Origin of the sequence: Pseudoneobacillus rhizosphaerae, from assembly GCF_917563885.1 — a bacterium.
GTDB lineage: Bacteria > Bacillota > Bacilli > Bacillales > Cytobacillaceae > Pseudoneobacillus > Pseudoneobacillus rhizosphaerae.
Map to the genome: position 1 here is coordinate 1 of NZ_CAKJTG010000025.1, position 25,298 is coordinate 25,298.

A 25,298-nucleotide genomic window follows, 5' to 3' on the forward strand; every position below is an offset into this window, starting at 1 on the left:
TATATATATTTTGAAATATTTTTAATTAAAATTGGTAAATGATATAATAAATATATTAATCATTTACCAATGGTTAGCATTTTTATTACATAGGAGTGAAACAAATGGCAGTTGATGTTTATCTTAATTTTAATGGGAACACTCGAGAAGCAGTAGAGTTTTACGCAGAGGTATTTGGAACAGAAAAACCACAAATTATGACCTTTGGAGAAACACCACAAGATCCAAATTATCCTCTTCCAGAGGAAGCTAAAAACTTGGTTATGCATACACGACTTAACATAAGCGGTAGTAATGTAATGTTTTCTGATGTTTTCCCAGGTATGCCTTTTGTTCAAGGAAACAACATCACTCTTGCATTAATTAGTACAGATATGGATGAAATGAAATCTTGGTTCAGTAAGTTGCAAGAAGGCGGCACAATTGTAATGGAACTTCAAGAAACTTTCTGGAGTAAGTTATATGGACAAGTAACAGATAAATTTGGAATTATGTGGCAGTTCAATTATGGCATGGGAGAATCTGCAATGTAATAAGACATAAAAGGAAAGGAGCATTTCTATAGAAGTGCTCCTTTCCTTTTATACTTTACTTTTTTCTTCAATATCTTTAGAAAAGTCATCACTAAACTTGTCTAACATGGAAGCCGTATCAATTAGATGATTGTTAAATATTTGTTTTGCGATACTTAAAAGATCAATGATCATCGAATCTCTAAGAGTATACGTGACGCGATTCCCATCTTTTGTTCCAGAAACAATATTCTTATTTCGTAAAATACTTAATTGTTGCGAAACAGCTGAGCCCTCTGAACCTATAATGGTTTGAAGTTCATTTACATTTTTATCCCCTTCAGCTAGTAATTCGAGGATTCTTATTCGTAAAGGATGAGCAAGCGCCTTGAAAAAATCAGCTTTAAATTGTTGAAGTTCTAAATTCATTCTTTTCTCCTTTCTTAGGAATTAACCTTAACCTTGTAAAGTGAATTCATATCATTTTTGACAATCTGGTGTGCACTTGATAATCTAGTACATTCTTGAAAAGCAAAATGCTTACAACCAAGACATTTATTTGTTTCAAGTTTGGATAATGCGTAATTAATGGCATCTCCAGTATGTTCGAAAATATTAGATTCTCCTATATCCTCATACAGACCAGTTTTTAACAGAGTATTTTTAGGTTGCTCCTGAAGACCTGATAGCAATATTGTACCATTTTGCTTATGGAAATGAATAACAATACTCTTTAAATAGGATTCACCTGTTGTATCCATGTAAGGAACTTTGCTCATCCTCAGTACTAATACCTTTGGGTGATGATTGATTGTACTCATAATGGTATTTTCAAACATCTGTGCTGCGCCAAAAAATAGAGCTCCCTCCACTGTAAAAATACTAATTTGTGGACAATCATGTCCCTCTTTTACAGCATTAGAAGTCACTTTATGATTTTTAACTAAAGGATCAGGTAAAACTTTGCTAACCGAATGGATGTCACTCATCCTCTTAACAAACAGTATAGCTGATAATACCAATCCCACCTCAACAGCCAATGTTAGGTTCGTAAATACAGTTAAGAGAAAAGTAATAGCAAGAATAATAGAATCACTAGTTCTAGTCTTTAGGACATGGGCAAAATGTTTCCTTTCACTCATATTCCAAGCAACAATCATCAAAACGGGAGCCATGCTTGCTAATGGAATATTTGAAGCAAATGGTGCTAAAAGCAATAATATTAATAGTACGACTAAACCGTGAATAATTCCGGACATCGGAGAGGTTGCACCGTTTTTAATATTGGTCGCAGTTCTTGCAATCGCCCCTGTAGCAGGTATACCCCCAAATAAAGGAGTTACCATATTAGCAATTCCTTGCCCTAAAAGCTCTTTATTACTGTTATGTTTGCTTCCAGTCATTCCATCTGCGACTACAGCAGAAAGCAACGATTCTATACCTCCTAAAATAGCAATGACGAAGGCAGGGCGAAGTAACTGCTGCAATTTATCCAATGTAATGTCAGGAAAATGAAAACTTGGTAAATCACTTTGTATACGGCCATAAGTCGATCCAATTGTTGCTACTTTGTCAGGAAAAAGGAAGGTAGCAATTAAACTAGAAACAATCAAGCCTATTAACGGACCCGGAACTTTTGGAAAGTATTTTGGTGTTAGTAAAATACAAATCAAACAAATAATCGAAACTATCACACTGTAGATGTTAATGGTATTCAAGTGAGTAACGATTTCTTTAATGTTTAGTATGAAATCCTCGTGTTTCTCGATTCCAGATAATCCTAAAAAACTAGCAATTTGTCCTGTAAAAATAATAACAGCAATTCCAGCTGTAAATCCTATTGTAACAGGACGAGGGATGTATTTGATTAATGAACCGAGTTTAAATACACCCATAAGGAATAACATGACCCCTGCCATAAAGCCAGCAAGCAATAAATTCTCATACCCATATGTCATTACAATTCCAAGCAAAACGGGAACGAAAGCACCAGTTGGACCACCAATTTGGTATTTGGATCCTCCAAATAAAGAGATTAATATCCCAGCGATAATGGTTGTATAGATGCCATATTCAGGTTTAACTCCCGAAGCTATGGCAAAGGCCATACCAAGTGGAATGGCAATGATCCCCACAATTAATCCAGAAAATAAATCCTTTTTAAAATTTTGGAATGAATAATGACTGAAATCATTAAATAAAATTCTTCTCAATGTTAACCCTTCTTCTCAATTGTTGTATATTTGAATTTTTGAATATACAGAGTATAAAAGATAATTCCTCCTATGTCTACAGTTTTAATACAAAAGATTTTAAATAGACACATTTGAAATCGTTACTAATTTTAGGTATGATGTAGGATAGACTATAATACCTATAACAATTTGTTTTTGAAAGGAATATACAATGAATCTCACTTTACATTCAATTGAACAATTAGAAGACCCATTTGGAATTTTAGCTGGAGACCGATATGAAATTTTCTTTCATTTAGAAGTCGATGAAGAAGATGAACTTTATCATGAAGGTGGATTATTACTAAAGGTTTTATATGTAGTAGAGGAAAATGCTTCAAGAGTGGCTCAGTATCACATTTTCGAAAAGGATACGAATAACTTCATTGAAGTTGGTCTTGATGATGATGAAGAAGTTTTAGTCAAAGAAATGTGTGAAAAGGAAATCGAATTACTATAAAGGGACATTGTTGTCCCTTTTATTTTGAAAAAAAACGGCTCAACCAATTATTAGTTGAGCCGTTTTTTCTTACTTATTCTTTACATAATAAGTAATCAATTCATCAATCATTTCATTCAAGTCTGAAAATTTGAAGCCTAAACTTAATGCCTTTTCTGTATTCGTTTCAAAGGTACCAGGCATACCGTATGGTGATGCATTTTCTTTCGTAAGTTCCTTCTCAATAATCGCTGATTTTTCAGCTACTCTTTCAATTTTTGTAATGATTTCCTCTAATGACATACTTCCTTTTGACCCTGGATTAATCGGTCCAGTAAAGGAGCTTTGAGCAATACCAAATAAAAACTGTGCTGCTTCATCCGCCAGAATAAAGCTGAATCCAACCTTCATATCAGGGATTCCGATTGGTTCACCTTTTAATACTTTATCAACATGAAACTTAAGTCTTTCCGTATAATCATCTTTACTTACAACCATTGGGAATCTAACCGCAACAACTTCAAGATCCGCTTGAGCAAATAACACAGCTTCTGCTGCCCGTTTTGCTTCTTGGTATCCATATATACCTGGATATTCCATTCTTGTTTTATATTCAAATTGAAAATGATATGGATTAAAATCTTCTTCTTTATGGTCTAAACCAAAATCGTATACAGCTTGTGTTGAAGTGAAAATATAACGTTTCACATTACCATTTAATGCTTCAACTGTGTCCTTTACTTCCTGTGGTGAATAACACGTTTGATCAAAGACAACATCCCAGCTCTTATCTTTAAACGCCTCAATTTGAGATTCTCGACTCATACGGTCAATGATTAAGCGGTTTACCCTATTACCAAATTCATCTTTTTCTTTTCCTCTAGTTGCAATAGTTACTTCTATATCTTTATCTAAAAGAAGCTGTACTAGTTTTTTTCCAAAATATTTTGTCCCACCTAAAATTAATACTCGATTCAAAATGTTTTTCCCCCTTATTTTCGCTCCTTTAAGTTTCGCCATCTCTGAATTAAAGTCCTTTAAAAATGAAAAAAATTTCTCGTCGAAACAATAAATCTGTTTTTCCTTATTTACCGGCCTTGAAAAGTCCTAATAAAATCTTCCCTAAACCGATTTAAATCTATTTTCATGCCAATCCAATCCTTTTTATTCTCCGCGACTTCCTCAGGATTTGGACGAAAATCGGCCATTGATTTCCCCCTGGATTGACCAAATTGCTCAATTCGGACTTGTTTTGGCAAATATTGAACAGCCCCAGGATTAGTCAAAGCAAATAATGGGACTACATCATGAATCGGTGCCCCTTGAATCCCTGGGACTAACTCCTTATAAGCATCAAAATAGTAGTCAAAAGCTGGCTTGATTAAATTTTTAAATGGAGATTGACTGTTCTTGGCTAAGAAGTCAATATCCTCAGGTTTTATTAATGCGCTATTTGTAATATTTAATGGATGTATAAAGACATTATGTCCCTTCTCAATAACCAAATCTGCTGCAATCGGGTCAGCAAAAAAATTGGCCTCCGCCTCAGCTGTTACATTTCCTGGTACTAGAAATGCGCCGCCCATTATATAAAAAGCCACAACATCTTTTAAAGCATTCGCTCCATATACGATAAATGGTAATGCAAGGTCAGTTTGCCTTCCTACTCCGACTATAATTAAATTATTTTTATATTGATTTACAATTTCTATAATTTTATCAATATCATACACTTTTAATCCTTCAAAGTCGGCTGGTGGTTGAATTGGACCTAATCCTTTTTCTCCATGAATGTCTGGATAATAACGTGTCAGTTCTCCAGAAAGTGGACCTGCAACACCAGCAATAATCGGGATATCCTCCCGACCAGCTAACTTTAATAAATAAGCTGTATTATGTAGAGATTGTTCCTTTGATATATTTCCATAGCCACTGACGACGCCAACAACGTTTAGTTTTGGATTTAATAACGCATACATTAAAGCTAAAGAGTCATCTACACCAGAATCAACAAACATGAGAATGTTATACACTTTACATTCATCTCCTTGGAATGGAATTATTCATCTCTCTATGTAATACTTATTCAAGATTCTGATTCAAATTAATGAGAAGTGTTAATATTTTCTTTTCAGCAAAAAAAAATCATGATTAGCTTGATCATGATTTTGTGGTTTAAACATTATTTAAATGCCATTGCTGCAAACACAGCCTTTTTCCAACCATTGTATAAACCGTCTCTCATAGGTTCATTCATAGTTGGTTCAAAGGTATGGTCTATGGACCACTGAGTTGATATTTCTTCTTGGTCCTTCCAATATCCTACAGCCAGACCAGCTAAATAAGCTGCACCCAGCGCTGTAGTTTCTTTAATTGTCGGTCTTTCCACAGGGACATTTAAAATATCCGATTGAAAGGACATTAAAAAGTTGTTACTAACCGCCCCTCCATCTACACGTAATGTTTTTAATTGTATTCCTGAATCAGATTCCATTGCCGATAAAACGTCTTTCGTTTGATAGGCTAATGATTCAAGTGTAGCACGAATAAAATGTTCCTTTGACGTTCCGCGTGTTAATCCAAACGCAGCTCCGCGAACCTCACTATCCCAATAAGGAGTTCCCAATCCAACAAATGCTGGAACAATGTATACCCCTTCAGTAGAATTTACTTTAGAAGCATATACTTCACTATCCTTTGCCGTCTTCAACATCCTTAGTCCGTCTCTGAGCCACTGAATTGCCGAGCCCGCAACAAAAATGCTGCCTTCTAATGCATATTCTACTTTACCATTTAACCCCCAAGCTATTGTTGTGAGTAACCCTTGCTCGGAACGGACTGCTTTATCTCCTGTATTCATCAGCATGAAGCATCCTGTGCCATATGTATTTTTGGCCATCCCTTCCCGAAAACACGCTTGGCCAAACAAGGCTGCCTGCTGGTCTCCTGCTACTCCTGCTATCGGTATTTTTTGACCAAAGAAAAGATTTTCTTCTGTGTATCCATATACTTCAGAAGACGGTTTTACATCTGGTAACATAGCTTTAGGAACAGTAAGAATCTCTAGTAGCGCATCATCCCATTTTAAATCATGAATATTAAACATAAGTGTTCGTGAGGCATTAGAATAGTCAGTTATATGGACTTTTCCACCTGAGAGCTTCCATATAAGCCAAGTATCGATCGTGCCGAATAAAAGCTCACCTTTTTCTGCCCTTTCTCTTGCACCCTTTACATGGTCTAATATCCATTTTACTTTTGTACCAGAAAAATAAGCATCGATTAATAAACCTGTTTTATCACTAAAAACATCATTATAGCCATTTGCTTTTAATTCTTCACAGATTGCACTTGTTTGACGAGATTGCCAAACAATGGCATGGTAGACTGGCTCTGAGGTTTCTTTATTCCATACAACAGTTGTTTCACGTTGATTTGTAATACCAATTCCAGCAATTTGTTCCGGCTTGATACCTGATTCCGAAAAACAAGCAGCGATGACTGACAAAACTGAGCCCCATATTTCATTCGCATTATGCTCAACCCAACCTGGATTCGGAAATATTTGCGTAAACTCTTTTTGCGATGAATGAACTAATTGACCTTCATGATTAAAGATGATCGCTCTTGAACTGGTTGTACCTTGATCGATTGATAAAATATATTTCCCCATTTGTCAACCTCTCTTCTTTCTTCTTCTTATAAAAAATATATCACAAGTTAGAGATATATTCTGAAAACTTTTAAACCGATTTCCAAATGGAAATCGGTTTAAAAATTATGCTTCCTTTTTTATCCGTGGCATAGTCGTTTTCTTTCTTGGTTTGGCAACAGCAGCCTTTGCAGTGGTCGTTTTTGCGGTTGATGGCTTTGTACTAGCTGTTGGTTTTAATGCTGGTATTGGTTTTGTTCTGTCAATAGACGCCTGTAAAGCTGCCATTAAATCTGTAACATTTGAAGCTGGTGCTTTTTCAGTTGCAGTAACCGTTTCTTGCCCAGTTCTCTTTGATTCAATTAATTCTAATAATGCAGTTCGATATTCATCCGTATATTTTGTTGGCTCAAATTCAGTGGTTAATTGATCAATTAACATAATCGCAGTAGCCAGCTCTTTTTCTGTTACTTTGTCTTCGTTAGGAACATTCGGTACATCTCCTGCTTGGCGTACTTCATCCGGATAATGGATAGTTTCCATCACAAGCGTATTTTCATATACACGAATCACGGCTAATTGTTCCTTTGCTCGGATGATAATTTTAGCTAGGCCAACCTTTTCTGACTCTTGTAATGCTTTTCTCAATAATGAATAGGCTTTTCCGCCACCTTCACTTGGAGACATATAGTAGCTTTTTTGAAAATAAATGGGGTCAATCTCGGATATCTTAACAAAATCGATTATTTCAACGGCCTTATCTTCATTCTCTTTACGTAACTTTTCTAATTCTTCCTCATCTAATACAACGTATTTTCCTTTTGTATATTCATATGCCTTTACAATATCTTCAGGTTTAACTTCCACATCGCATGACGAGCAGATTTTTTCATATTTAATTGGAGAATGACACTCCTTGTGTAATGTTCGTAATTTTATGTCTTTATCTTCAGTTGCTGCATGAAGTTTAATCGGAATATTTACAAGCCCAAAGCTTATACTACCCTTCCACATTGTATGCATAATCATCCCATCCTTTATCTTTAATGTTTGCAAATGAAGCTGACTCATTCGTAAAAATGATTGGTAAAGGTTGTTTTCGCAAATATGGTTGCTTTTCGAACACAGTCTTTTTCACGCATCAAATATGGATTTCGTGCTCTTTTCCTTGTTCAAAAAAAATCCACACTTAATAATTTTGGAAATAGAGCCGTAAAAATCCAAATGCCGATTTTTACTTTTTTATAAATAGCAATAAGTTTACGAAAAGAGCCTTGGTAAATGAGTAATTGCCGTTCATTAAAGGCAAATTAATAATAATCATTTTGGAAGGAAAGAACGCTATGAAACCAATGCTTCCAACTTTACAATTCGACCCTCCAAAAGGGAACGGCTGGTATTATGAAACAAAATTTGATGGATTTCGTTGTTTTTGTTTCATTACTAAATCAGAAATTTCGCTAATGAGTCGTAATGAAAATACTTTATTGCCCCAGTTTCCAGAAATTCAACAATTCATATTGTCTATTAAAGATAAACTTGCGCCTTATTTACCACTGATCTTAGACGGAGAAATTGTCATATTAGAAAATCAATTTAAATCTGATTTTGGTGCTGTTCAAGTAAGAGGGAGAATGCGTTCAGAGCAGAAAATTAAAGAAGAATATGTAAAAAGGCCAAGTAAATTTTTAGTCTTTGATTTACTCTCCTTTAAAGGAGAGGATACTTCAAGTAAGTCATATTTGGATCGGAAAAATATATTATTCGACCTATTTACAAAGCTCCAACTTCCCCTGAAGCCAAACACTGAAACAGACGAAAATATCCAGTTAGTAAACTATTATCAAGACTTCGATGAATTATGGTCTCAAATTATTCTTTACGACGGGGAAGGAATAGTTGCTAAAAACGTATCAAGTATTTGGGAAGAAGGAAAAAGAAGTACTTCATGGATCAAATATAAGAATTGGAAAATGGTCTCGTGCTTTGTGACGGCGTATGATAAAGAAAATGGTTACTTTCATGTGGCGGTCTATCAAGGGGAAGATATATATCCTATTGGGTTAGTACTATTTGGGTTTAAGCCCGAAGAAAAACAGACATTAGCGCAAATTGTTAAACAAAACAAAACGGCCGAGGATAACAAATTTGTATATGCACCACCTGGCATCTGTTTAGAAATAAAATATTTAGAATGGTATGAAGGGCAGCTTCGAGAGCCACATTTTTATCAATTCAGATTTGATTTATCACCTGAAGATTGTACCTATGACAAATTTTACTTTCAACAAAAAAATATACCTGTAGGAGTGGAAGTCACTCATCCAGATAAGCCGTTATGGAAAAATCCACTAATTAGTAAAATGGAATATCTTTTTTATTTACGTGAAATCTCACCTTACTTGCTCCCTTTTGTAAGGAATCGCACCTTAACCGTTATCCGTTATCCACACGGTTTATTTGGCGAACCCTTTTATCAAAAAAATTGTCCCGATTATGCGCCAAATTTTGTTAATACAATTAAAGTAGAGGATATAAATTATATCCTTTGTAATAATCTAAAAACACTTTTATGGTTAGGAAATCAATTAGCCATTGAATTACATGTTCCCTTTCAAACAATACAAAGTAACGGTCCTAGTGAAATCGTCTTTGATTTAGATCCACCTTCCAAAGATGAATTTCCATTAGCAATTAAAGCGTCTATTTATATTAAAGAAATTCTTGACCAGCTCAAATTAACTGGGTTCATAAAAACTTCAGGTAGTAAAGGTTTACAAATACATATTCCTCTACCAGAAAATGAATTCAGCTATGATGATACACGTTTATTTACATCGTTCATTGCTGATTTTTTAGTATCTAAGGAGCCCGAGTCCTTTACCATTGAACGATTAAAGAAAAATCGAGGAAATCGATTATACATAGACTATGTTCAACATGCAGAAGGGAAAACCATTATTGCACCCTATTCTGCAAGAGGGAGAGAATGGGCTTCGGTCGCTGCCCCTTTATACTGGGATGAAGTTGACGAAAAATTAAAAATCGAGCAATTCACGATCCAAAACATGGTTGAAAGAGTGAAACGCCTCGGTTCCCCTTTTCAAGATTATTTTAAAATAAAAGAGAATCAACCCTTTGAACCTGTACTTCAATTTTTAAAACAAAATAAAAAACGATAAATAAATGGCCATCAATAAAGATGGCCATTAAATTTTATTTTTTTAAATATTCCTGTGCATATTGCTGTAATTTTGTGTAGTTGTAGTTTTCGTCCTCAAAAGTATGTTTATTTGTCATCTGGAACGATTTCAATTGATCATCAATCGTAACCGTCGCTTTAAAAACATTTGTTGCATTACCAATTAAATCGATTTGGTAAGATTGTTCATTTTGATGAACAACACAATTCACCATTCCACCATCATTATAGACATGAATTTTATCTTCAACTTCATTTAAACCTAATAAACAAGTGACTAAGCTTGAAGCTGACATTGCGGTACCACAGGCATTAGTAAAACCAACTCCACGTTCGTAAGTGCGTACATAGATATGGCCCTTTTCAATTGCTTTAACAAAGCTTACATTCACACCATCTGGAAATAAATCATTGGGCCCATTAACATAATCACTCAGTTTCTTTTGTACAGGTAATTGCGCTTCTAAATCCTCCACTACTGTAATTAAATGGGGATTAGGGACTGCTACAGCTGTAAAAAGTAACTCATTGGATAATGGTTCTATTTTTTCGTTGATTAGGTTCTCCTTTTTCAAGTTAAGTGGTAAATCTGCAAGTTGAAAAGATACCGGAGAAATTTCTACCTGATACGTATGCACCTTTGGAAAAATGTCTTCTTGTTTCTTTACAGACAAATTTGCCTTCATCGTTTCAATAACGGCTGCTTCCACTTCTAGTTGCTCACAAACATAGCGAGCAACTGTACGCAGACCATTTCCGCACATCGAAGCTTCAGATCCGTCTGAATTAAATACTCTCATACGTGCATCTGCTCGTTCACTTTTCATCGTAAATAGAATTCCGTCTGCACCTATCCCTGTTTCACGGTGACATAACAGAAGCGCTAACTCTTTTCTTTGTTCCTCTGTAATGTGATATTCCTGAGTAATTTCATCTATTAAAATAAAATCATTATTTGAACCATGAACCTTCAAAATCTCAATTTGCAACACGATTAACCCCCAAACAAAATAGTACCTTTAGATTGACATATTTTATCATATTTATCAATCATAAACCGTATACAGTTTGGAGAATATTATTTAAAAAACTTTTTAACAAGAAGGGAAATAAATATTAATTTTTCAGGATCAGAAAGGGCTGGATTGATGGTTACATAAGGTGTATTGGGATTCAAAAAAATTTTCTGATTTGTTATTGGCATCCAACCTTTCCTAACACGTAATAGAACCTCGCCTTGCCCATTTTTGACTTGTTCGTCCAAAAAAAGTTTTTTACTTCTCAATTCCCCTATCTCTTCCCCTGTTATCATACTGAAAAAACCGTTAGAAAATCCCCCAAAATATCCCTTGTCACTCCTGTGGACATCGATTGTTTCACTTTTCCAATAAGTGGCTAATATGTTTTCATTAGAATCTATTAAAACGAACTCCTTTGGATGGAGCATGTTTCCTTTATTGATTGAGAAACTATGTTTTTTTTCACTTAACATCCCTAAAAAAGCCCCATTTGGATGAAGAAACACAAGCGCTTTCTCCTCCTTATCAAAATATAATAATACTTGCTGACATGATAATAGGTCAGGAAGACTTGGTGCTACCTTCTCAATTTTATTAGATAAAGAAAGATATCTCTTATAATTCAGAAGATAATTTTGAAACAAAAAAAGGCTATAAATTAGAAACGGTAATACTAGTACCATAAAATTTTTACCAGGAATAACAACTATTATTGAAATAACAAATACTGAAGCTGGAATAAGAGCAAACAAACTTGAATTTAGAAATAATTGGGCTTGTCTTAAATATATTTTTTGTATATCCATCATTTTCTCCTTAAAATAATACGAGATATACTATTCTATTAATTTTTAATACCATTCATGATAAAAAAGCTAGAAATTATCATTAAAAATAGAAAAAGAACAACCATATAGTTGCTCTTTCACATTACATTTTATACAGCTAATTCTTTTTTACGGAAAATAAAAACGCTTGTAAATAGTAAAACGATCATAATAAGAACAGTTAGGACGATCGAAGCAATCGTATTTTCAGGTAATCCATCCTGCATAAGTGACTGACTTGCATAACTCATTAATCGTGCTGGGCTCCATGCAAGCCATTCAGTAAGAATACCACTAACCATATTTAAGATAATAATAGTAGCAAGAGAGATAAATCCTACTAATCCAGGTGTCTTTAAAAAAGCATTATAAAAAATCGTAATCGTGATGACTAAAGAAAGCCAAATGCCATAAAGAACAAACGAAAGAAGAAAATCTGAAAAAGGGATAAACTCAAATAATAATCCCGTATAATACCAGGATGCTAGAAGTCCTAAAAATAAGGATATCCACATTAACAAAAGGGATGATAGCCATTTTGACATGACAAAGTAATGATGGGATACTGGTTTTACTAATATCATGGCAGCTACACCACTTTTACGCTCTCCAGCTATAATCCCCATAGAGGCTAGGACAAGAATTAGTATCCCTAACATATCAATATTTGCAAGGCTCATTGAAATCACTTCTTCTGCACTTGGTACAGGTAATTGTATGACTGCCCCTTCTGGTAAATCTCCCATAGTGTCTAGTATTTTCGGTAAATAATTCTGAGTAATTGGATCCATTACGCCAAGTAGAATAAACGTTAATGGCATCCAAATCCATTTGAAATTCCGCCATGATTCGAGTAACTCTTTTTTTAAAAGCACAACAAATTGACTCATTTTTGTACGACCTCCATAAACAAATCTTCTAAAGTTAACCGACTAATCTCAAATTTTGTAAGAGGCCAGTTATTTGTAGAAGCATGTTGAAATATGGTTTGTTTCGCTTCATCTAAATTTACTACTGTAATACTGGCTTTATTTCCTTCCACGTTCATAGAACTAATTAATCCACTTTCTGTGATTGAATTAAGATACTTTTCTGGCTTCTCTTTAAATTCAAGATCAATTTTAGACTTTTGATGTCTATTTCTTAAACTCTCAAGCGTTCCTGACTCTACTAATTGGCCATTATGTAAAAATAATAATTCATCACAAACCTCTTCTGCATCATTTAAGATGTGAGTAGAAAATAGTATGGTCATTTGTTTTTTTAATTTCTCTAGTAGCTCGAGTACTTCTCTTCTCCCAAAGGGATCGAGAGCAGATACAGGTTCATCTAACATAAGTAAAAGCGGATCATGTATGATAGCCTGTGCGATTCCAAGCCTCTGCTTCATCCCACCTGAATACTTTCCTACTTTTCGGTTTTTAGCTTCACTTATTCCAACTAACTCTAATAACTGTAATGATTTTTCTTTGGATTTCTTTTTAGATAAACCGCCTAATTCTCCGACATACATTAGAAATTCAAATCCGGTCATCCAGTCATAAAATACAGGATATTGTGGAAGATATCCGATGTATTTTCGAATATCCTCCCCTTTTGTTCCATTTCGAAATGTGATGGTTCCTGTAGTTGGTTCCATCAATCCTGAAAGCATTCGAAGTGTAGTCGTTTTCCCAGCCCCATTTGGTCCTAATAACGCAATACAGTTTCCTTCCTGTAAGCTGAAATCTATCCCCTTAATAATCTCTAAACCGTTAAAACTCTTTCTTAATCCATTGACACTAATAATGGACATTAATTATTTCTCCTTCCAATTACAAAGTACAGAATGGGTCCGATAATATTGACAACTAAAATGATGATAGCCCAAAGCCATTTAGGACCGTTCGTTTTTTCAATTTTAACTAAATCTATAATTGCTACTAACAGTAAAATGAGTTGAATAATAAAGAATGGAGCAATAATTGCCCAATTCAGATTCTCGATAATTTCCATAATCGTCTCCCCCAATTTTTTTATCGTCTATTAAAATATTTTTTTTAAAAAAAGGTACAATTCACTCAAAAAAAATCTCCTCAATATTGTGAAGATGGTTATTTTCAAGATTATAGTATCCTAAAAACAAATGGAATACGGTATTCTTTGCCTTCGTACGCCTTAATAGCTGCAATAATTGTAAATATAAATGCTAGAACGCCAATGATCGCAAGCATGATAAAACCAATGAAAACAATGGTTAATATAAAGCTAATAATCGAGTAAATACAGTATGAAATAAAAAAGTTCAAATATTCTCTCCCATGATAATCAATAAAATTCGAATCATTTTTCTTAACTACCCATATAACTAGTGGGCCAATTAAAGCTGTAAAAAAGCTTACGACATAAATAGCAGCGGCTATTAGACGGTCTTCATTACTTATCATTATATTCACCTCCTTTACCAGTTTTTTCCCCATACATATTATTACTACGCATAAATTTCATAAAAGTTTCATATTTTATATATCTTTTTACCTACTTATTTCACCATGACAAATTTGTTCTTGTTTGGACCTTTGTGAATACAATTTATTAGACAAGTTGTCAGATTAAACATAGAGGGTGATGCAAGTATGATGTCAAAACTTGAAGCATTTATTTTAGGAATTATTCAAGGGTTAACCGAATTTATCCCCATATCGAGTACGGGGCATTTATTTATAGGACGATCCCTGTTTGGCTTAAAGGAAGCAGGATTATTTCTCGATACTATGCTCCACATTGGGACATTAATTGCGGTACTAGTTATTTACAAGCATGAATTATGGACAATCATTAAGAAGCCTTTTGGAAAGCTTAGTATGTTACTTGTAATTGGAACACTTCCTGCTGTCTTTGTAGGTCTACTATTTAGTAATATGTTTGAATCAATTTCTCAGACAGGTATCACACTTGGCTGGGAATTTATCTTTACAGGTATTATTTTATGGATGGCGGAAAGCGTGAAAAAAGGCAGAAAGAAAATGGAAAACCTTGGATATATAGATGCTCTGTTTATCGGAAGTTTTCAAGCATTAGCAATCTTACCAGCCGTATCAAGGTCCGGGTTGACAATCGCAGCTGGATTATTTCGTAAACTTGATCGGGAAACAGCAGCTTATTTTTCATTTTTACTATCTATTCCAGCTATAGCTGGAGGAATTGTATTTGAATTTGGTGATATTCTGAGTGGCAATGTGGAAGCTGTTTCTTTTGGTAGCTTGTTTGTTGCGACCTTATCTTCTGCCCTATTTGGATATTTTGCCATCGTTTGGATGATTGGATATCTTAAACGAAAATCACTAAAAATATTTGCCTATTACGTATGGATTCTAGGCTTCACCATATTAACCCTACAATTCATGAATATCCTGTAACGCATTAACGCATCGGGGGACAGTCCCCCGATGCGTTAATGCGTTAAATTACCAATTAATTAAACAAAAAAATATTAGCTTCTGTCTTAGTAAGTTGATAAAATATTACAATATGTTTGATTAATTGAAATTTATTTATGGAAGGTATGGCTATGACAAAAATATTATTAAAGAATGCAACTGTGTATCCTATTACTTCTTCTGTTATTAATAATGGTGATGTTCTAATCGAAGATGGGAAGATAGCGAATGTAGGTGTTAACTTACTCCCCGATGAGGAAACTCAGGTGATAGATTGTCAAAATAAGCATTTACTCCCAGGCTTTATTGAAGTCCACTCTCATTTAGGTCTATATGATGAAGGAACGGGCTGGGCAGGAAATGATGCGAATGAAACGAAAGAAGAACTTAGTCCTCATATCCGAGCCATTGATGGTGTCTACCCTTTAGACCCAGCCTTTGGGGATGCCATTCAATTCGGAATTACTACAGCACACGTAATGCCTGGTAGTGCGAACGTGATTGGTGGGACGACCTCTGTCATAAAAACAGCAGGAAGAAATATCAAAAAAATGACGATTCAAGAAACGGCTGGACTCAAAATTGCCCTAGGCGAAAACCCAAAAAGAATTCATAGTCATGGCAATAGTGAATCGATGACTAGGATGGGAATTATGGGAATGCTACGCGAAGCTTTTTATACAGCTATTCATGCAGATAACCCTGAATCACTACGAATTGAACCAATAGTAAAAGCCATTAAAAGAGAAATACCTGTAAGAATCCATGCCCATCGAGCAGATGACATCATTACTGCCCTCCGTTTTGCTGAAGAATTTAATTTAGATTTGAGAATTGAACATTGTACAGAAGGTCATCTAGTAGCTGATGAATTATCTGGATTGGGATTAAAGGTATCAGTAGGACCAACCTTAACAAGAAGATCTAAAGTGGAGCTAAAAAACAAAACATGGCGGACGTATCAAGAATTAACAAGACATGGCGTAGAAGTTTCAATCACAACTGATCATCCATATACGCCAATCCAGTATCTAAATGTTTGTGCTGCCATAGCAGTAAGAGAAGGGCTATCGGAAGAAAAAGCATTAGAGGGGCTGACGATCCTACCTGCAAGAAATCTAAGGATTGATAATACTCTAGGAAGCATAGAAATTGGTAAAGAGGCAGATCTAGTATTATGGAGCCACCATCCGTTTCATTTTCTTGCAAAAACAAAATGGACAATGATGGGTGGAGAAATTATTTATGAGGCCCTTTAAAGCTAGAATATACGTCCATTTGCAACCAATTAAGACAATGGAATAACATGATCAATACCTCTCCGAACAACGTAAAAAAATTGTAATAATTTGACGTAAAAAATTAATAAATTTCCTATTTATTTTTACTTTTTTTTTTAGTATGATACGTAAAGTGAACAAATTTTTTAAGTTAACAAACGTTAATACTAAATAATTTAAAAATTAAATGACTAGGGAAGGCAAATGGTGCGCCACCAGTATAACTGGTTCTAGTGGGTTCGATTCCCACCCCGAAATTTTTTATCAACACAAAAAATTTCGAGGGTGGAACTTATCTTGTGCAATAGGATAGGTGTGGACTGCCCTCAATTGGAGGGGATAAACATGCTCAAGAAACGTGATCTTTTTGAATGCCACGAATTATTTGATTTAATGTCGCACCCAGAAGTCTTTCCTTATGTGCGTCATAAAGCACATTCATATGAAGAATTTCTTTTTATGACAAAGCAAATTATTGAAGCAGAAGAATGTGGTGAGTTAATTTCACGAACAATTCTTGATGAATGGGGTACTCCAATTGGGACGATTAATTTATTTGACATTGGTGAAAACGCTGGATTTTTAGGCACTTGGCTTGGAAAGCCTTATCACGGAAAAGGTTATAATAATCTGGCTAAAGATGCATTTTTCCAAGAATTATTTTATGAACTTGGAATCGAAACCATTTTTATGCGAATTCGTAAGGTGAACATTCGCTCTTTAAAAGCTGCTGAGAAACTTCCTTATGTTGTAAAAGCAAATGAAACTCGTAAATTAATTTATGACCAATTGAACCCAAATGAAGATATTTATGATTTATATGAAATTTCTAAAGATCAGTATACATTACATGTGATGCGTACAGGTTTACCTCAAACCGAGTCTGTTCAGTTACTCGAAGCTTAATGTTGAAACATTTAGGACCCGAATTTATATTCGGGTCCCTTTATTTCCTTTAATTAGTCAGTGACATTTTGCTCTATATTCTCCTCAACATCATTCATCCCGATTTGTAGCATAAGATCGTCAACTTCCTCATTGGTAAGCGTTTCATATCGACCATCATGATAAAAGACTTGAGTTTGATTCGGATTGATTCGATTTAGTCTAAAGTACATCGATAAAAGCCCCCTTGTCATTTTTTTTTATTTTTCACAAAAGTAAGCTTTTTCATTCCTTTTTATCAAATTGTTCACAAAATTGAGAAACAAAATCACAAGATTGTTATTTAGTTTACATAATATTTTTATCGTATAGTTTAGAATTATGAATCGGCTTGTTACTATATTTAATATAGAACCCTAGTGCCTATATCTGCATAGAATGAGGTAGAAAAATAAGGCTCACTCTTGAAAGGATGTTGAAGATGTTACCATGGAACTTTTTCCCTTTTAATAAAAAAATGAATAACCAAATGGGCCAATTCGATCAAAATGAAATCGATAAGTTTGTCAAACAAATGATGGGACAAATGATGCCTGCCCAAATGCAAGGAATGATGAGTAACCACGACTGGATGAAACCATCTCAAAGTCAACCTAGAGAACAAGAATCTAGTCCATCAGGTGAATCACTTTCTTATTCAGTTTTTGATACACATAACGATGTATTTGTGCGAATCTCCATTAAGGAGGAATCCTGGTTAAAACAACTAAAATTGTATCATACCTCTAATCAATTAATGGTCGAACAAATTCCAAATGCTAATGATAAGCATACGATTACTCTTCCATCTATTGTTAGAAAAAAAGGGACAACAACTAGTTATAAAGATAATGTGCTTGAAGTTAAAATCCCTAAAAATATAGATATGCAATACTCAGAAATTGAGATTACAGAACAAACATAGATGTGAAAAATACAGCTCCTTTAAAAAAGGAGCTTAATTTTCTTCCATCATATTCTTATGTAAATATATCAAATCGATTTTTGATTGACTTGGTATTGGTGCTTCAATAATTCTTTTAGTTGCTAAATAGAATTTTTCATATTTATTTCTCCTAATTCGCGGATGTGAATTTTCATCATTAATTTCTCTCTTAATTGCCTCTAGTAAAATTTGGTCACTATCTTGCCCTTCTATTTGTAATAAACGATTGTTCCAAATTAACCGGTAATCTTGAAGTAACTGATCATATGAATTCTCCAAAAGATTCACTCCTTCTATTTTCTAATAATATTTATACATAAAATTCTTCATATCTGCAAAAAATAGGTAAAAATATTAAATGTGAGGAGAATAATTATGACGGCACCTTATCGATGCCCTAATTGTAAAACAAATCGTAGTCGATTTAATCTTATTAAGCAAGAAGCCCAATCTGTTAAAATAGACCCCCATACAGGAGATATCATTCAAGAATATTCAAGTACAACTCTTGAACCCTTCCACTTACCATATAATGGTCCATCTATTAAAGTACAGTGTGCAACTTGTGGTTTAATTGAAGATGAACTTACGTTTGTTAAATTTGGTGAGCGTTAATAAAATTTTTACAACATGAAAAAACACCTTTATTGGTGTTTTTCGTGTGTTACTTTAGATATTTATTTCCATCAATAAAGTGAATACTATCTATTTTCCATGAACCTATAGAAGAAAAACGGATTAAATGAACCTCTCCTCTAAAAGCTTTTCCACCTTCATTTTCTATGAGCCAATCAATTTCTATGGGGACAGATATATATAATTCATCAGTGATATCCTCAGCTGGTAACATGAAAATCCGACTAATTCTTACGTTCACCACCTTAGAAAGAATCGGACCCCATTTCATTTTTTGTAGTGAAGCCAAATTTAATATACTTTGGTCCTGCTGCTTAAATCCTGCAACATATGCATTGACAAGTTCATATGGATCAGCTTTTGCTAAATGATTTTCTAATTTCCCAGCAGCTTTTAGTACCATAAGTTTGTGTGATAAATCCATTTCATTCGTTTTATGAGTCGTGCTCCCATAAAAATGAATACAGAAATGACCAGGAAAATCATTGGGGAGTGACCCAGCCCCGTGGGGCATACCATGCATGGAGGCTGCAATCCAATTATCCTTATATTGAACGATAATCGCTCTTCGTTTCCAACTCCATTTTCCACTATAAATTTTTTTCATAATGGCCGTATCCGCTTTGGTCAAAGGTTGAACATCAGCATGATTACTCCCAGCACGCCTTTGAACCTTAAAGCTGAGCCCTGTTTCAGTATCCAAAACCGTAAATTTAGTATACTTTGGGATGAGCTTATTTGCCTGTTCCCAAGGTAACGCTTCAATTGTTAATCCTATTTCTTCTGCACTAGATCGTAAAGGTGAAAGGAAAAGAATCAAAACCATTAAAATTGAACAAATACATTTCATTTTTTATCACTCAACTTTAGCACTCGATTTTTTCTATTTTCTCCTTTTACTTTTTAATTCATTCAGGCTTCTAGTTCTTTAAGTGTTTCTTCAACTTCTTTCCAGTCTATTTTTTCCCCAATAAAAACAAGATTTAATGGATAATTCATTTCTTCTTTCATGTAAATTGGCATCCCATAAGAATATTGAAATAGATAAGGATAATCACCTTCTCTAAACTTTATGTAACCCTTCATTCGATAAATCGTATCGGGTAAGGCACGTAAAAAGTCTTCAAATTTGTCCATATCGACTGATTTCTTAAAGGTATATACATACGTACTTAAGCGCAAATCCGTCGTTACGTTAGCCTTCTTCACTTCTTGTTTAGGCTTACTATTCAAACCTCTAATTTCCTCAATAGCCACTTTCGAATAGGTAGTTAATAAACAACTTGCATTAGGATTAATCCCTTGAACTTCGAACGTTAACTTTGATTGGTCGGAATCCGTTAACATATCTGCTTTGTTTATAATGATAAAATCAGCATGCTTGACTTGTTCTAGCAATAATTGTTGTAATTGCGGAGATAAGCTATGACGCGCTAACCATCTTTCACCATCAATAATGGTAACCACACCCTTGATGATAAACTGGTCAGCAAGATTTGGTGATAAAACCGCATCCAAAACTTCTACAGGATGAGCAACACCAGTTGTTTCAATATAAATAACCTCTGGTTTTTCCTTCCAGAGTAGTGATTGTAATTGCGCTTCTAACTTATCTTGAATCGAACAACAAATACAGCCTCCAAGTAGTTCTTTAAGAGCTACATCCTCCTCCACGATATTTGAATCAATAGATACCTTTCCTAACTCATTCATCATGACAGCAACTTTTCGATTCTTTTTCTTCTCATCTTCTAATAACCTTTTAAGAAGTGTTGTTTTTCCACTACCTAAAAATCCTGATAATAAATATATTTCTGGTTTTGACATAAAAAAACTCCCTATCTCTATACAACTTTCAAAAAAATTGTAATTATTTCTAACCCTTGAAAAAATTCTACTGGAATAAAGACACTAATACAAATAACAAAACTTTTATTTATGCTTATAATGTATTACTATACCTGAAAGGAATAATTTCATCATGTTTTATGAAAATGTGGTACCATTTGTCTTACAAAGTTTCCTAAAGAACCCTTCCCATGAGAATTTAAAAGAAGTGTTACTTCATAACAGTGGCGAAACAGACTTTCTAGATTTCAAAATGAAATGGAGTGATTTTAGTAAGCTCGCAAAACACATTTTGGCAATAGCTAATTCTGGTGGTGGAAGTATTATTGTCGGTGTTTCACAGAATGAAGATGGTGCTGCCTCTTTAATAGGTGTAAAAGATGAACATTATATCGACAAAGCAGATATAGATAATAAGCTTCAGCATTTACTGCCAAAATACTTAAAATATCGAGTGGAAGACTTTTATTTTTCCACTAGTGAAAATGCTGCTTTAAACGGCAAGCTATTTCAGGTTTTACTTATCGAGTATGACCCTAAGTATGTTCCTTATACATCCATTTCAAATCGGAATGAGTTGAGGTATGGAGCAATTTATATACGTCAAGGTACTAAGTCATTAGAAGCGACAAATGAGAAATTAGTAGAAATGATTGTACGCAAAGTTCAAACAGGAGTCTCGGATTCAAATGAACTTTCTTTAAAGGAACATTTAAACCAACTGAAAAGTTTATATGAAGCATCAGATGAATTAGCGCATCTTGATTATCAAGATTTTATTAAGCATTTGATTCTAAACAAAAAAAAGAGAATCCAACAATATTTGGACCTCTCTTCAGATTAAATTAACTAGAAATGCTTCATCTCTTTTTCAATCGGCTTTATTACTTCTTGTTTTGGATTCATCGGCACTTCTAGTTTCTGTACTTCTTGAACAGGATTTTTCATCATATTAATACCCATTGTTAGCAGCTGATTCATCGTTAAATCTGTGTAAAAGTATTCATCTAAATCAGTCACAAATCCAAACAAAGCCAATGAAGCTTCAGGCTTCGATAGTTGTGAAGTAAAGGTATCAACAATCAGCTGATTTATTTCTTGATCATATTTTTGAGTTTGTTTTAGTGTTTTCATAATTTTAAAAAATTCTTCCGCTTTTACATGCTCTTTTTTGGATTGATTAACTAATTTCAAATCCTTTTTCATTTCATCAGATAATTGTAAAGCTATTCCATCAGGGAAAATCCTCGCAAATAATTCAATATATCCATTTTTTTCAACGGCAATGACATTATTGATAGGGAAACCAAAATGAGTTTCTAATTCATATTTAATTTGAGAATCCTTCGAAATAGTCTGTAAGTCCACTTGTTCAGTTGATAATACTTGCTCTATTTGCTCATTGGATAAAGTAGCAACTCCCATAGTCTGTGAACCGTCACTTATCTTGGCAATTACTGCTTTCCTTACATTTTTATTATCTAGAGTTAGCAAAAGAAAGTGGTGTCCCTCTTTTCCAAATGATGATGAAAGCACTTCATTTTGTGAAGATTCTACTTTTTCTCCTATTCCATCAGGTACTATATTTTCTGTTTTTACTTTGGAGCTCTCTTTATTACTCATAATGAATCCAGCCACTAAAATCAATAACACCCATTTCTTCACATACTATTCCCCCAACGATCATTTATATCATCATTCTGGAAAAGAACGGATAAAAATATACTAGTCTGGGGCAACATTCTTCAACTAATTGAAAAAAGAAAAGAACCATCCTAATGGACAGTTCTTCCACTTTGTGATTATCTTTTTAATTGCTTTGTAAGTACTTCAATCGCTTTTTGTAATTGAGGGTCATCTTTTTCTAATTTTTCTCGAATGCTTTCCATCAATTTCAGGGTGGTTTCCCCTGTTAGAATTCCATTAGCCTCTAGTTGATTATTCTTTTGAAATTGAATAACAGCCTTTTTCATTTGTTCATCGAATAAGCTATCGATTTTACCAGGATGATATTCCAGAGCTTCTAACATTTGCTCAGCTGTGTTGACTTCAGACGAGGACATAGACAACTTTAACTCCTTATCAGGGTCAATATAGGTTAGACTTGCATATTTAGGTAGAGACACTTTAAAATCTGGTTCAATGCCCTTTTGATGGATCCAGTTACCCTTAGGTGTTAACCATTTTGCTGTTGTGTATTTCATATTGGATCCATCTTGCAAGTCTTGTGCAGTCTGAACAGTCCCCTTACCAAAAGACTTTTCACCAATAAGAGGTACTTGGGCAGATTCTTTCACAGCAGCAGCAAGTATTTCTGATGCACTTGCACTACCTTTATCGATAATAACAACGAGAGGCAAGTCAGTATTATTACTATTTTTCGATTTATATTCCTTCACACTGCCGTTTCGATCCTCAACTTTAAATAGAATCTTTCCTTCTGGGACAAACAAGCTTGATATTCTAACGGCTTCATCAAGTAGACCACCAGGATTTTGACGTAAATCTAAGACAAGCCCCTTCATACCCTCTTTTTTAAGACTATTTAAGTTTTCCACTAACTCTTTAGATGTATTTTCTGAAAAACTTGTGATTGAAACCTTTGCAATTCCATCCTCAAGCATTTCCCCATAAACCGTTTGTAATGGGATTGTATCTCGAGTAATAGGGACTGTAATCGGTTCATCTACACCAGGCCTTTGAATTGTAAGTTCAACTTTTGAACCCTTTTTACCACGTATAAGTAGAACAGCTTCCGTTGTACTCATTCCTTGTAAGCTTTTATTATCTACCGTTAAAATGACATCATTTGGCTTTAAACCAGCCTTTTCTGCTGGAGAACCTTTAATTGGCGATACGATTGAAATATGCCCATCTTTTTCTTGTATTTCTGCACCAATTCCTTCAAATGAAGATGAAATACTATTATGAAAGCCTTCTGCTTCCTCCACATTCATATAATCGGAATAAGGATCATCTAATGCTTCTAGCATCCCATTAATAGCCCCATTAACTAAAGCCTCTTCATCTAGATCTTTGTAATAATTTTCTTTCAACGTATCATAGGCAGCATATAGTTTACTGAATTCATCTCGCTGTTGGTTGTAGAATTCATCCTCTTTTACATTGACAATATCGGCTGCTTTTTCATCACCAAATGCTAACACAAACGTCGTTATCCCTGCTGTCAAAAAGATAACAAAGAAAACAAGCATAAAAAAGTAAAAACTTTTCATTTTTACGACACCAGCACTCCTGACTGGTGCTTCAGGTTCTTGGTGATGCTGCTCTTCTTGCTCTTGATCTTGATTAGTTAATTTCCCATCGTCCAAACTCTTCACCACTTTCACAATAACCAAACTATAGTATAAATTCCCTTATGAACTAGAATACCATTTTACCCCTAAATGAACAAAGAAAAAATCAAACAAAAAATATCTTTAGCGCTGTAAAGGAGTGAGGGACAGTCCCCCACCCCTTTACTGCGTTAAAGGGAATTAGACTTTTTTAACGATTTGAAAGTATTCTTCTAGTGTCCATTTATTTTCATGGATGATTGTTGCTGCATTAATACCAATATAGCGGAAGTGCCATGCTTCGTATTGGTACCCTGTGATCGATTCTTTTCCTTTAGGATATCTTAAGATGAATCCAAATCGATGCGCGTTTTCTGTTAGCCATTTTCCTTCTTTGGAGTTACCAAACTCAGCTGTAAGTAGCATGTTTTCCGCTCGAGAAGATATATCCATAGCTAACCCCGTTTGGTGTTCACTTTGTCCTGGTACTGCTACCGCCTCTACTGCTTTATCTAATCCTACTTTATCGACCTCTGCATGAAATAGTGATTCTTGATAGTCATAAGAACGATAGCCAGAGACAGCAAAAAGCTCTATTCCGTTTCTAACTGCTTCTTTGAACATTTTTTCTAACGCAACTGCCGCTTCTTTCCTCATTAAACTCTTATCTATTTTTTGGTTTCCAAAAGAAAAGTTGACTTTCGGTCGAACTAAATCACTCGGTAAAAAAGTCTCGGGTAATCCAAATTGTTTATTGACTAATGCCATCGTATTATCTGGATTAAGAATAATCTTTTGACCGTTAACCTCTTTTATTTGATTAAAAAAGATATCATTTAGAGTAATCTCCTGTTTACTTTGACTATTCAAGTCATCATTTTTTTGTTCTATTGGATTTTCTTCGATAGGTTCCTCCACAGCTTGTCCGTTCTTATCATTTTGAACAATATTTTTGAGAAATGGCACTTTATCGAATATTGTTTCTGAACGCGCACATGCTGTAGTGAGGAATAAAGTACTCATGACTCCCAAAAGTATTAATTTTTTCATTTTTAAATCCACCT

The 25,298-nt window shown here is 34.4% G+C and carries 28 protein-coding genes; 9 read left to right on the forward strand and 19 right to left on the reverse strand.

The annotated features are described in order from the left end of the window. Positions 1-104: 104 nt before the first annotated feature. A complete protein-coding gene (locus LRP83_RS18020; protein WP_230498097.1) occupies positions 105-533 on the forward strand; it encodes a VOC family protein in 429 nt (142 codons plus the stop codon). Between the two features lie 48 nt (positions 534-581). On the opposite strand, the gene LRP83_RS18025 is transcribed toward LRP83_RS18020, so the two are convergent. Both LRP83_RS18025 and LRP83_RS18030 read right to left on the reverse strand, forming a co-directional pair. After that, positions 582-941 (reverse strand): ArsR/SmtB family transcription factor, encoded by a 360-nt coding sequence (locus LRP83_RS18025; protein ID WP_230498098.1) that lies wholly within the window; start codon positions 939-941, stop codon positions 582-584. Between the two features lie 14 nt (positions 942-955). After that, on the reverse strand, positions 956-2,725 hold the full coding sequence (locus LRP83_RS18030; protein ID WP_230498099.1) for a SulP family inorganic anion transporter: 1,770 nt from the start codon (positions 2,723-2,725) through the stop codon (positions 956-958). A 193-nt stretch (positions 2,726-2,918) separates the two neighbouring features. Between LRP83_RS18030 and LRP83_RS18035 the strand changes: the two genes are divergently transcribed. Then, positions 2,919-3,206 carry a DUF6509 family protein gene (locus tag LRP83_RS18035; RefSeq protein ID WP_230498100.1) on the forward strand — a complete coding sequence of 96 codons (288 nt, stop codon included), beginning with the start codon at positions 2,919-2,921 and terminating at the stop codon, positions 3,204-3,206. A gap of 69 nt (positions 3,207-3,275) precedes the next feature. On the opposite strand, the gene LRP83_RS18040 is transcribed toward LRP83_RS18035, so the two are convergent. From LRP83_RS18040 to ku, 4 genes are all read right to left on the reverse strand, one after another. Continuing rightward, on the reverse strand, positions 3,276-4,163 hold the full coding sequence (locus LRP83_RS18040; protein WP_230498101.1) for an NAD-dependent epimerase/dehydratase family protein: 888 nt from the start codon (positions 4,161-4,163) through the stop codon (positions 3,276-3,278). 110 nt (positions 4,164-4,273) lie between these two features. Next, positions 4,274-5,218, reverse strand: a complete 945-nt coding sequence (locus LRP83_RS18045) for a nucleoside hydrolase (RefSeq protein WP_230498102.1) — start codon at positions 5,216-5,218, stop codon at positions 4,274-4,276. A gap of 149 nt (positions 5,219-5,367) precedes the next feature. Next, positions 5,368-6,858, reverse strand: a complete 1,491-nt coding sequence (gene glpK, locus LRP83_RS18050; RefSeq protein ID WP_230498103.1) for a glycerol kinase GlpK — start codon at positions 6,856-6,858, stop codon at positions 5,368-5,370. A 105-nt stretch (positions 6,859-6,963) separates the two neighbouring features. After that, positions 6,964-7,860 carry a non-homologous end joining protein Ku gene (gene ku, locus LRP83_RS18055; RefSeq protein ID WP_230498155.1) on the reverse strand — a complete coding sequence of 299 codons (897 nt, stop codon included), beginning with the start codon at positions 7,858-7,860 and terminating at the stop codon, positions 6,964-6,966. 320 nt (positions 7,861-8,180) lie between these two features. Between ku and LRP83_RS18060 the strand changes: the two genes are divergently transcribed. After that, positions 8,181-10,019, forward strand: a complete 1,839-nt coding sequence (locus LRP83_RS18060) for a DNA ligase D (protein WP_230498104.1) — start codon at positions 8,181-8,183, stop codon at positions 10,017-10,019. A gap of 34 nt (positions 10,020-10,053) precedes the next feature. Here the strand turns inward: LRP83_RS18060 and dapF are convergent, their stop codons facing one another. The 6 genes from dapF to LRP83_RS18090 form a co-directional block, all read right to left on the reverse strand. Next, positions 10,054-11,028 (reverse strand): diaminopimelate epimerase, encoded by a 975-nt coding sequence (gene dapF / locus LRP83_RS18065; protein WP_230498105.1) that lies wholly within the window; start codon positions 11,026-11,028, stop codon positions 10,054-10,056. Positions 11,029-11,117: 89 nt separating this feature from the next. Then, positions 11,118-11,867 (reverse strand): hypothetical protein, encoded by a 750-nt coding sequence (locus LRP83_RS18070; protein ID WP_230498106.1) that lies wholly within the window; start codon positions 11,865-11,867, stop codon positions 11,118-11,120. 128 nt (positions 11,868-11,995) lie between these two features. Beyond that, positions 11,996-12,775: an ABC transporter permease gene (locus tag LRP83_RS18075; RefSeq protein ID WP_230498107.1), complete on the reverse strand. Its 780-nt coding sequence runs from the start codon at positions 12,773-12,775 to the stop codon at positions 11,996-11,998. Next, positions 12,772-13,680, reverse strand: coding sequence for an ABC transporter ATP-binding protein (locus LRP83_RS18080; protein WP_230498108.1), 909 nt, complete (start codon positions 13,678-13,680; stop codon positions 12,772-12,774). The genes LRP83_RS18075 and LRP83_RS18080 overlap by 4 nt, the downstream gene beginning before the upstream one ends. Then, positions 13,680-13,880 carry a PLD nuclease N-terminal domain-containing protein gene (locus tag LRP83_RS18085; RefSeq protein ID WP_230498109.1) on the reverse strand — a complete coding sequence of 67 codons (201 nt, stop codon included), beginning with the start codon at positions 13,878-13,880 and terminating at the stop codon, positions 13,680-13,682. The genes LRP83_RS18080 and LRP83_RS18085 overlap by 1 nt, the downstream gene beginning before the upstream one ends. A 110-nt stretch (positions 13,881-13,990) precedes the next feature. Then, positions 13,991-14,311, reverse strand: a complete 321-nt coding sequence (locus LRP83_RS18090; RefSeq protein ID WP_230498110.1) for a DUF4870 domain-containing protein — start codon at positions 14,309-14,311, stop codon at positions 13,991-13,993. Positions 14,312-14,503: 192 nt separating this feature from the next. Here LRP83_RS18090 and LRP83_RS18095 point away from each other — a divergent pair, with 192 nt between their 5' ends. The 3 genes from LRP83_RS18095 (at position 14,504) to LRP83_RS18105 (ending at position 17,490) form a co-directional block, all read left to right on the forward strand. Next, positions 14,504-15,283 (forward strand): undecaprenyl-diphosphate phosphatase, encoded by a 780-nt coding sequence (locus tag LRP83_RS18095; protein ID WP_230498156.1) that lies wholly within the window; start codon positions 14,504-14,506, stop codon positions 15,281-15,283. Between the two features lie 152 nt (positions 15,284-15,435). Continuing rightward, positions 15,436-16,563, forward strand: coding sequence for an amidohydrolase (locus tag LRP83_RS18100; protein ID WP_230498111.1), 1,128 nt, complete (start codon positions 15,436-15,438; stop codon positions 16,561-16,563). 366 nt (positions 16,564-16,929) lie between these two features. Then, complete coding sequence (locus tag LRP83_RS18105; protein WP_230498112.1) at positions 16,930-17,490, forward strand: GNAT family N-acetyltransferase; 561 nt, start codon at positions 16,930-16,932, stop codon at positions 17,488-17,490. A gap of 53 nt (positions 17,491-17,543) precedes the next feature. On the opposite strand, the gene LRP83_RS18110 is transcribed toward LRP83_RS18105, so the two are convergent. Next, positions 17,544-17,702 carry a hypothetical protein gene (locus tag LRP83_RS18110; RefSeq protein WP_230498113.1) on the reverse strand — a complete coding sequence of 53 codons (159 nt, stop codon included), beginning with the start codon at positions 17,700-17,702 and terminating at the stop codon, positions 17,544-17,546. A 284-nt stretch (positions 17,703-17,986) separates the two neighbouring features. Here LRP83_RS18110 and LRP83_RS18115 point away from each other — a divergent pair, with 284 nt between their 5' ends. Further along, positions 17,987-18,433 (forward strand): Hsp20/alpha crystallin family protein, encoded by a 447-nt coding sequence (locus tag LRP83_RS18115; protein WP_230498114.1) that lies wholly within the window; start codon positions 17,987-17,989, stop codon positions 18,431-18,433. Positions 18,434-18,466: 33 nt separating this feature from the next. Here the strand turns inward: LRP83_RS18115 and yoyC are convergent, their stop codons facing one another. Further along, the gene (gene yoyC / locus LRP83_RS18120) at positions 18,467-18,733 is read right to left on the reverse strand and encodes a protein YoyC (protein ID WP_230498115.1); all 267 of its coding nucleotides are present in this window, start codon (positions 18,731-18,733) and stop codon (positions 18,467-18,469) included. Positions 18,734-18,829: 96 nt separating this feature from the next. Between yoyC and LRP83_RS18125 the strand changes: the two genes are divergently transcribed. Next, positions 18,830-19,069, forward strand: a complete 240-nt coding sequence (locus LRP83_RS18125; RefSeq protein ID WP_230498116.1) for a DNA alkylation repair protein — start codon at positions 18,830-18,832, stop codon at positions 19,067-19,069. A gap of 49 nt (positions 19,070-19,118) precedes the next feature. On the opposite strand, the gene LRP83_RS18130 is transcribed toward LRP83_RS18125, so the two are convergent. Continuing rightward, positions 19,119-19,916, reverse strand: coding sequence for a hypothetical protein (locus LRP83_RS18130; protein WP_230498117.1), 798 nt, complete (start codon positions 19,914-19,916; stop codon positions 19,119-19,121). A gap of 86 nt (positions 19,917-20,002) precedes the next feature. Further along, positions 20,003-20,917, reverse strand: a complete 915-nt coding sequence (locus LRP83_RS18135) for a CobW family GTP-binding protein (RefSeq protein ID WP_230498118.1) — start codon at positions 20,915-20,917, stop codon at positions 20,003-20,005. A gap of 154 nt (positions 20,918-21,071) precedes the next feature. Here LRP83_RS18135 and LRP83_RS18140 point away from each other — a divergent pair, with 154 nt between their 5' ends. Further along, positions 21,072-21,782 (forward strand): AlbA family DNA-binding domain-containing protein, encoded by a 711-nt coding sequence (locus LRP83_RS18140; RefSeq protein WP_230498119.1) that lies wholly within the window; start codon positions 21,072-21,074, stop codon positions 21,780-21,782. Positions 21,783-21,787: 5 nt separating this feature from the next. On the opposite strand, the gene LRP83_RS18145 is transcribed toward LRP83_RS18140, so the two are convergent. The 3 genes from LRP83_RS18145 to LRP83_RS18155 form a co-directional block, all read right to left on the reverse strand. Beyond that, positions 21,788-22,603 (reverse strand): hypothetical protein, encoded by an 816-nt coding sequence (locus LRP83_RS18145; protein ID WP_230498120.1) that lies wholly within the window; start codon positions 22,601-22,603, stop codon positions 21,788-21,790. Positions 22,604-22,740: 137 nt separating this feature from the next. Next, on the reverse strand, positions 22,741-24,174 hold the full coding sequence (locus tag LRP83_RS18150) for a lmo1851 family serine protease (RefSeq protein WP_230498157.1): 1,434 nt from the start codon (positions 24,172-24,174) through the stop codon (positions 22,741-22,743). Positions 24,175-24,435: 261 nt separating this feature from the next. After that, on the reverse strand, positions 24,436-25,284 hold the full coding sequence (locus LRP83_RS18155) for a M15 family metallopeptidase (RefSeq protein ID WP_230498121.1): 849 nt from the start codon (positions 25,282-25,284) through the stop codon (positions 24,436-24,438). Positions 25,285-25,298 lie beyond the last annotated feature (14 nt).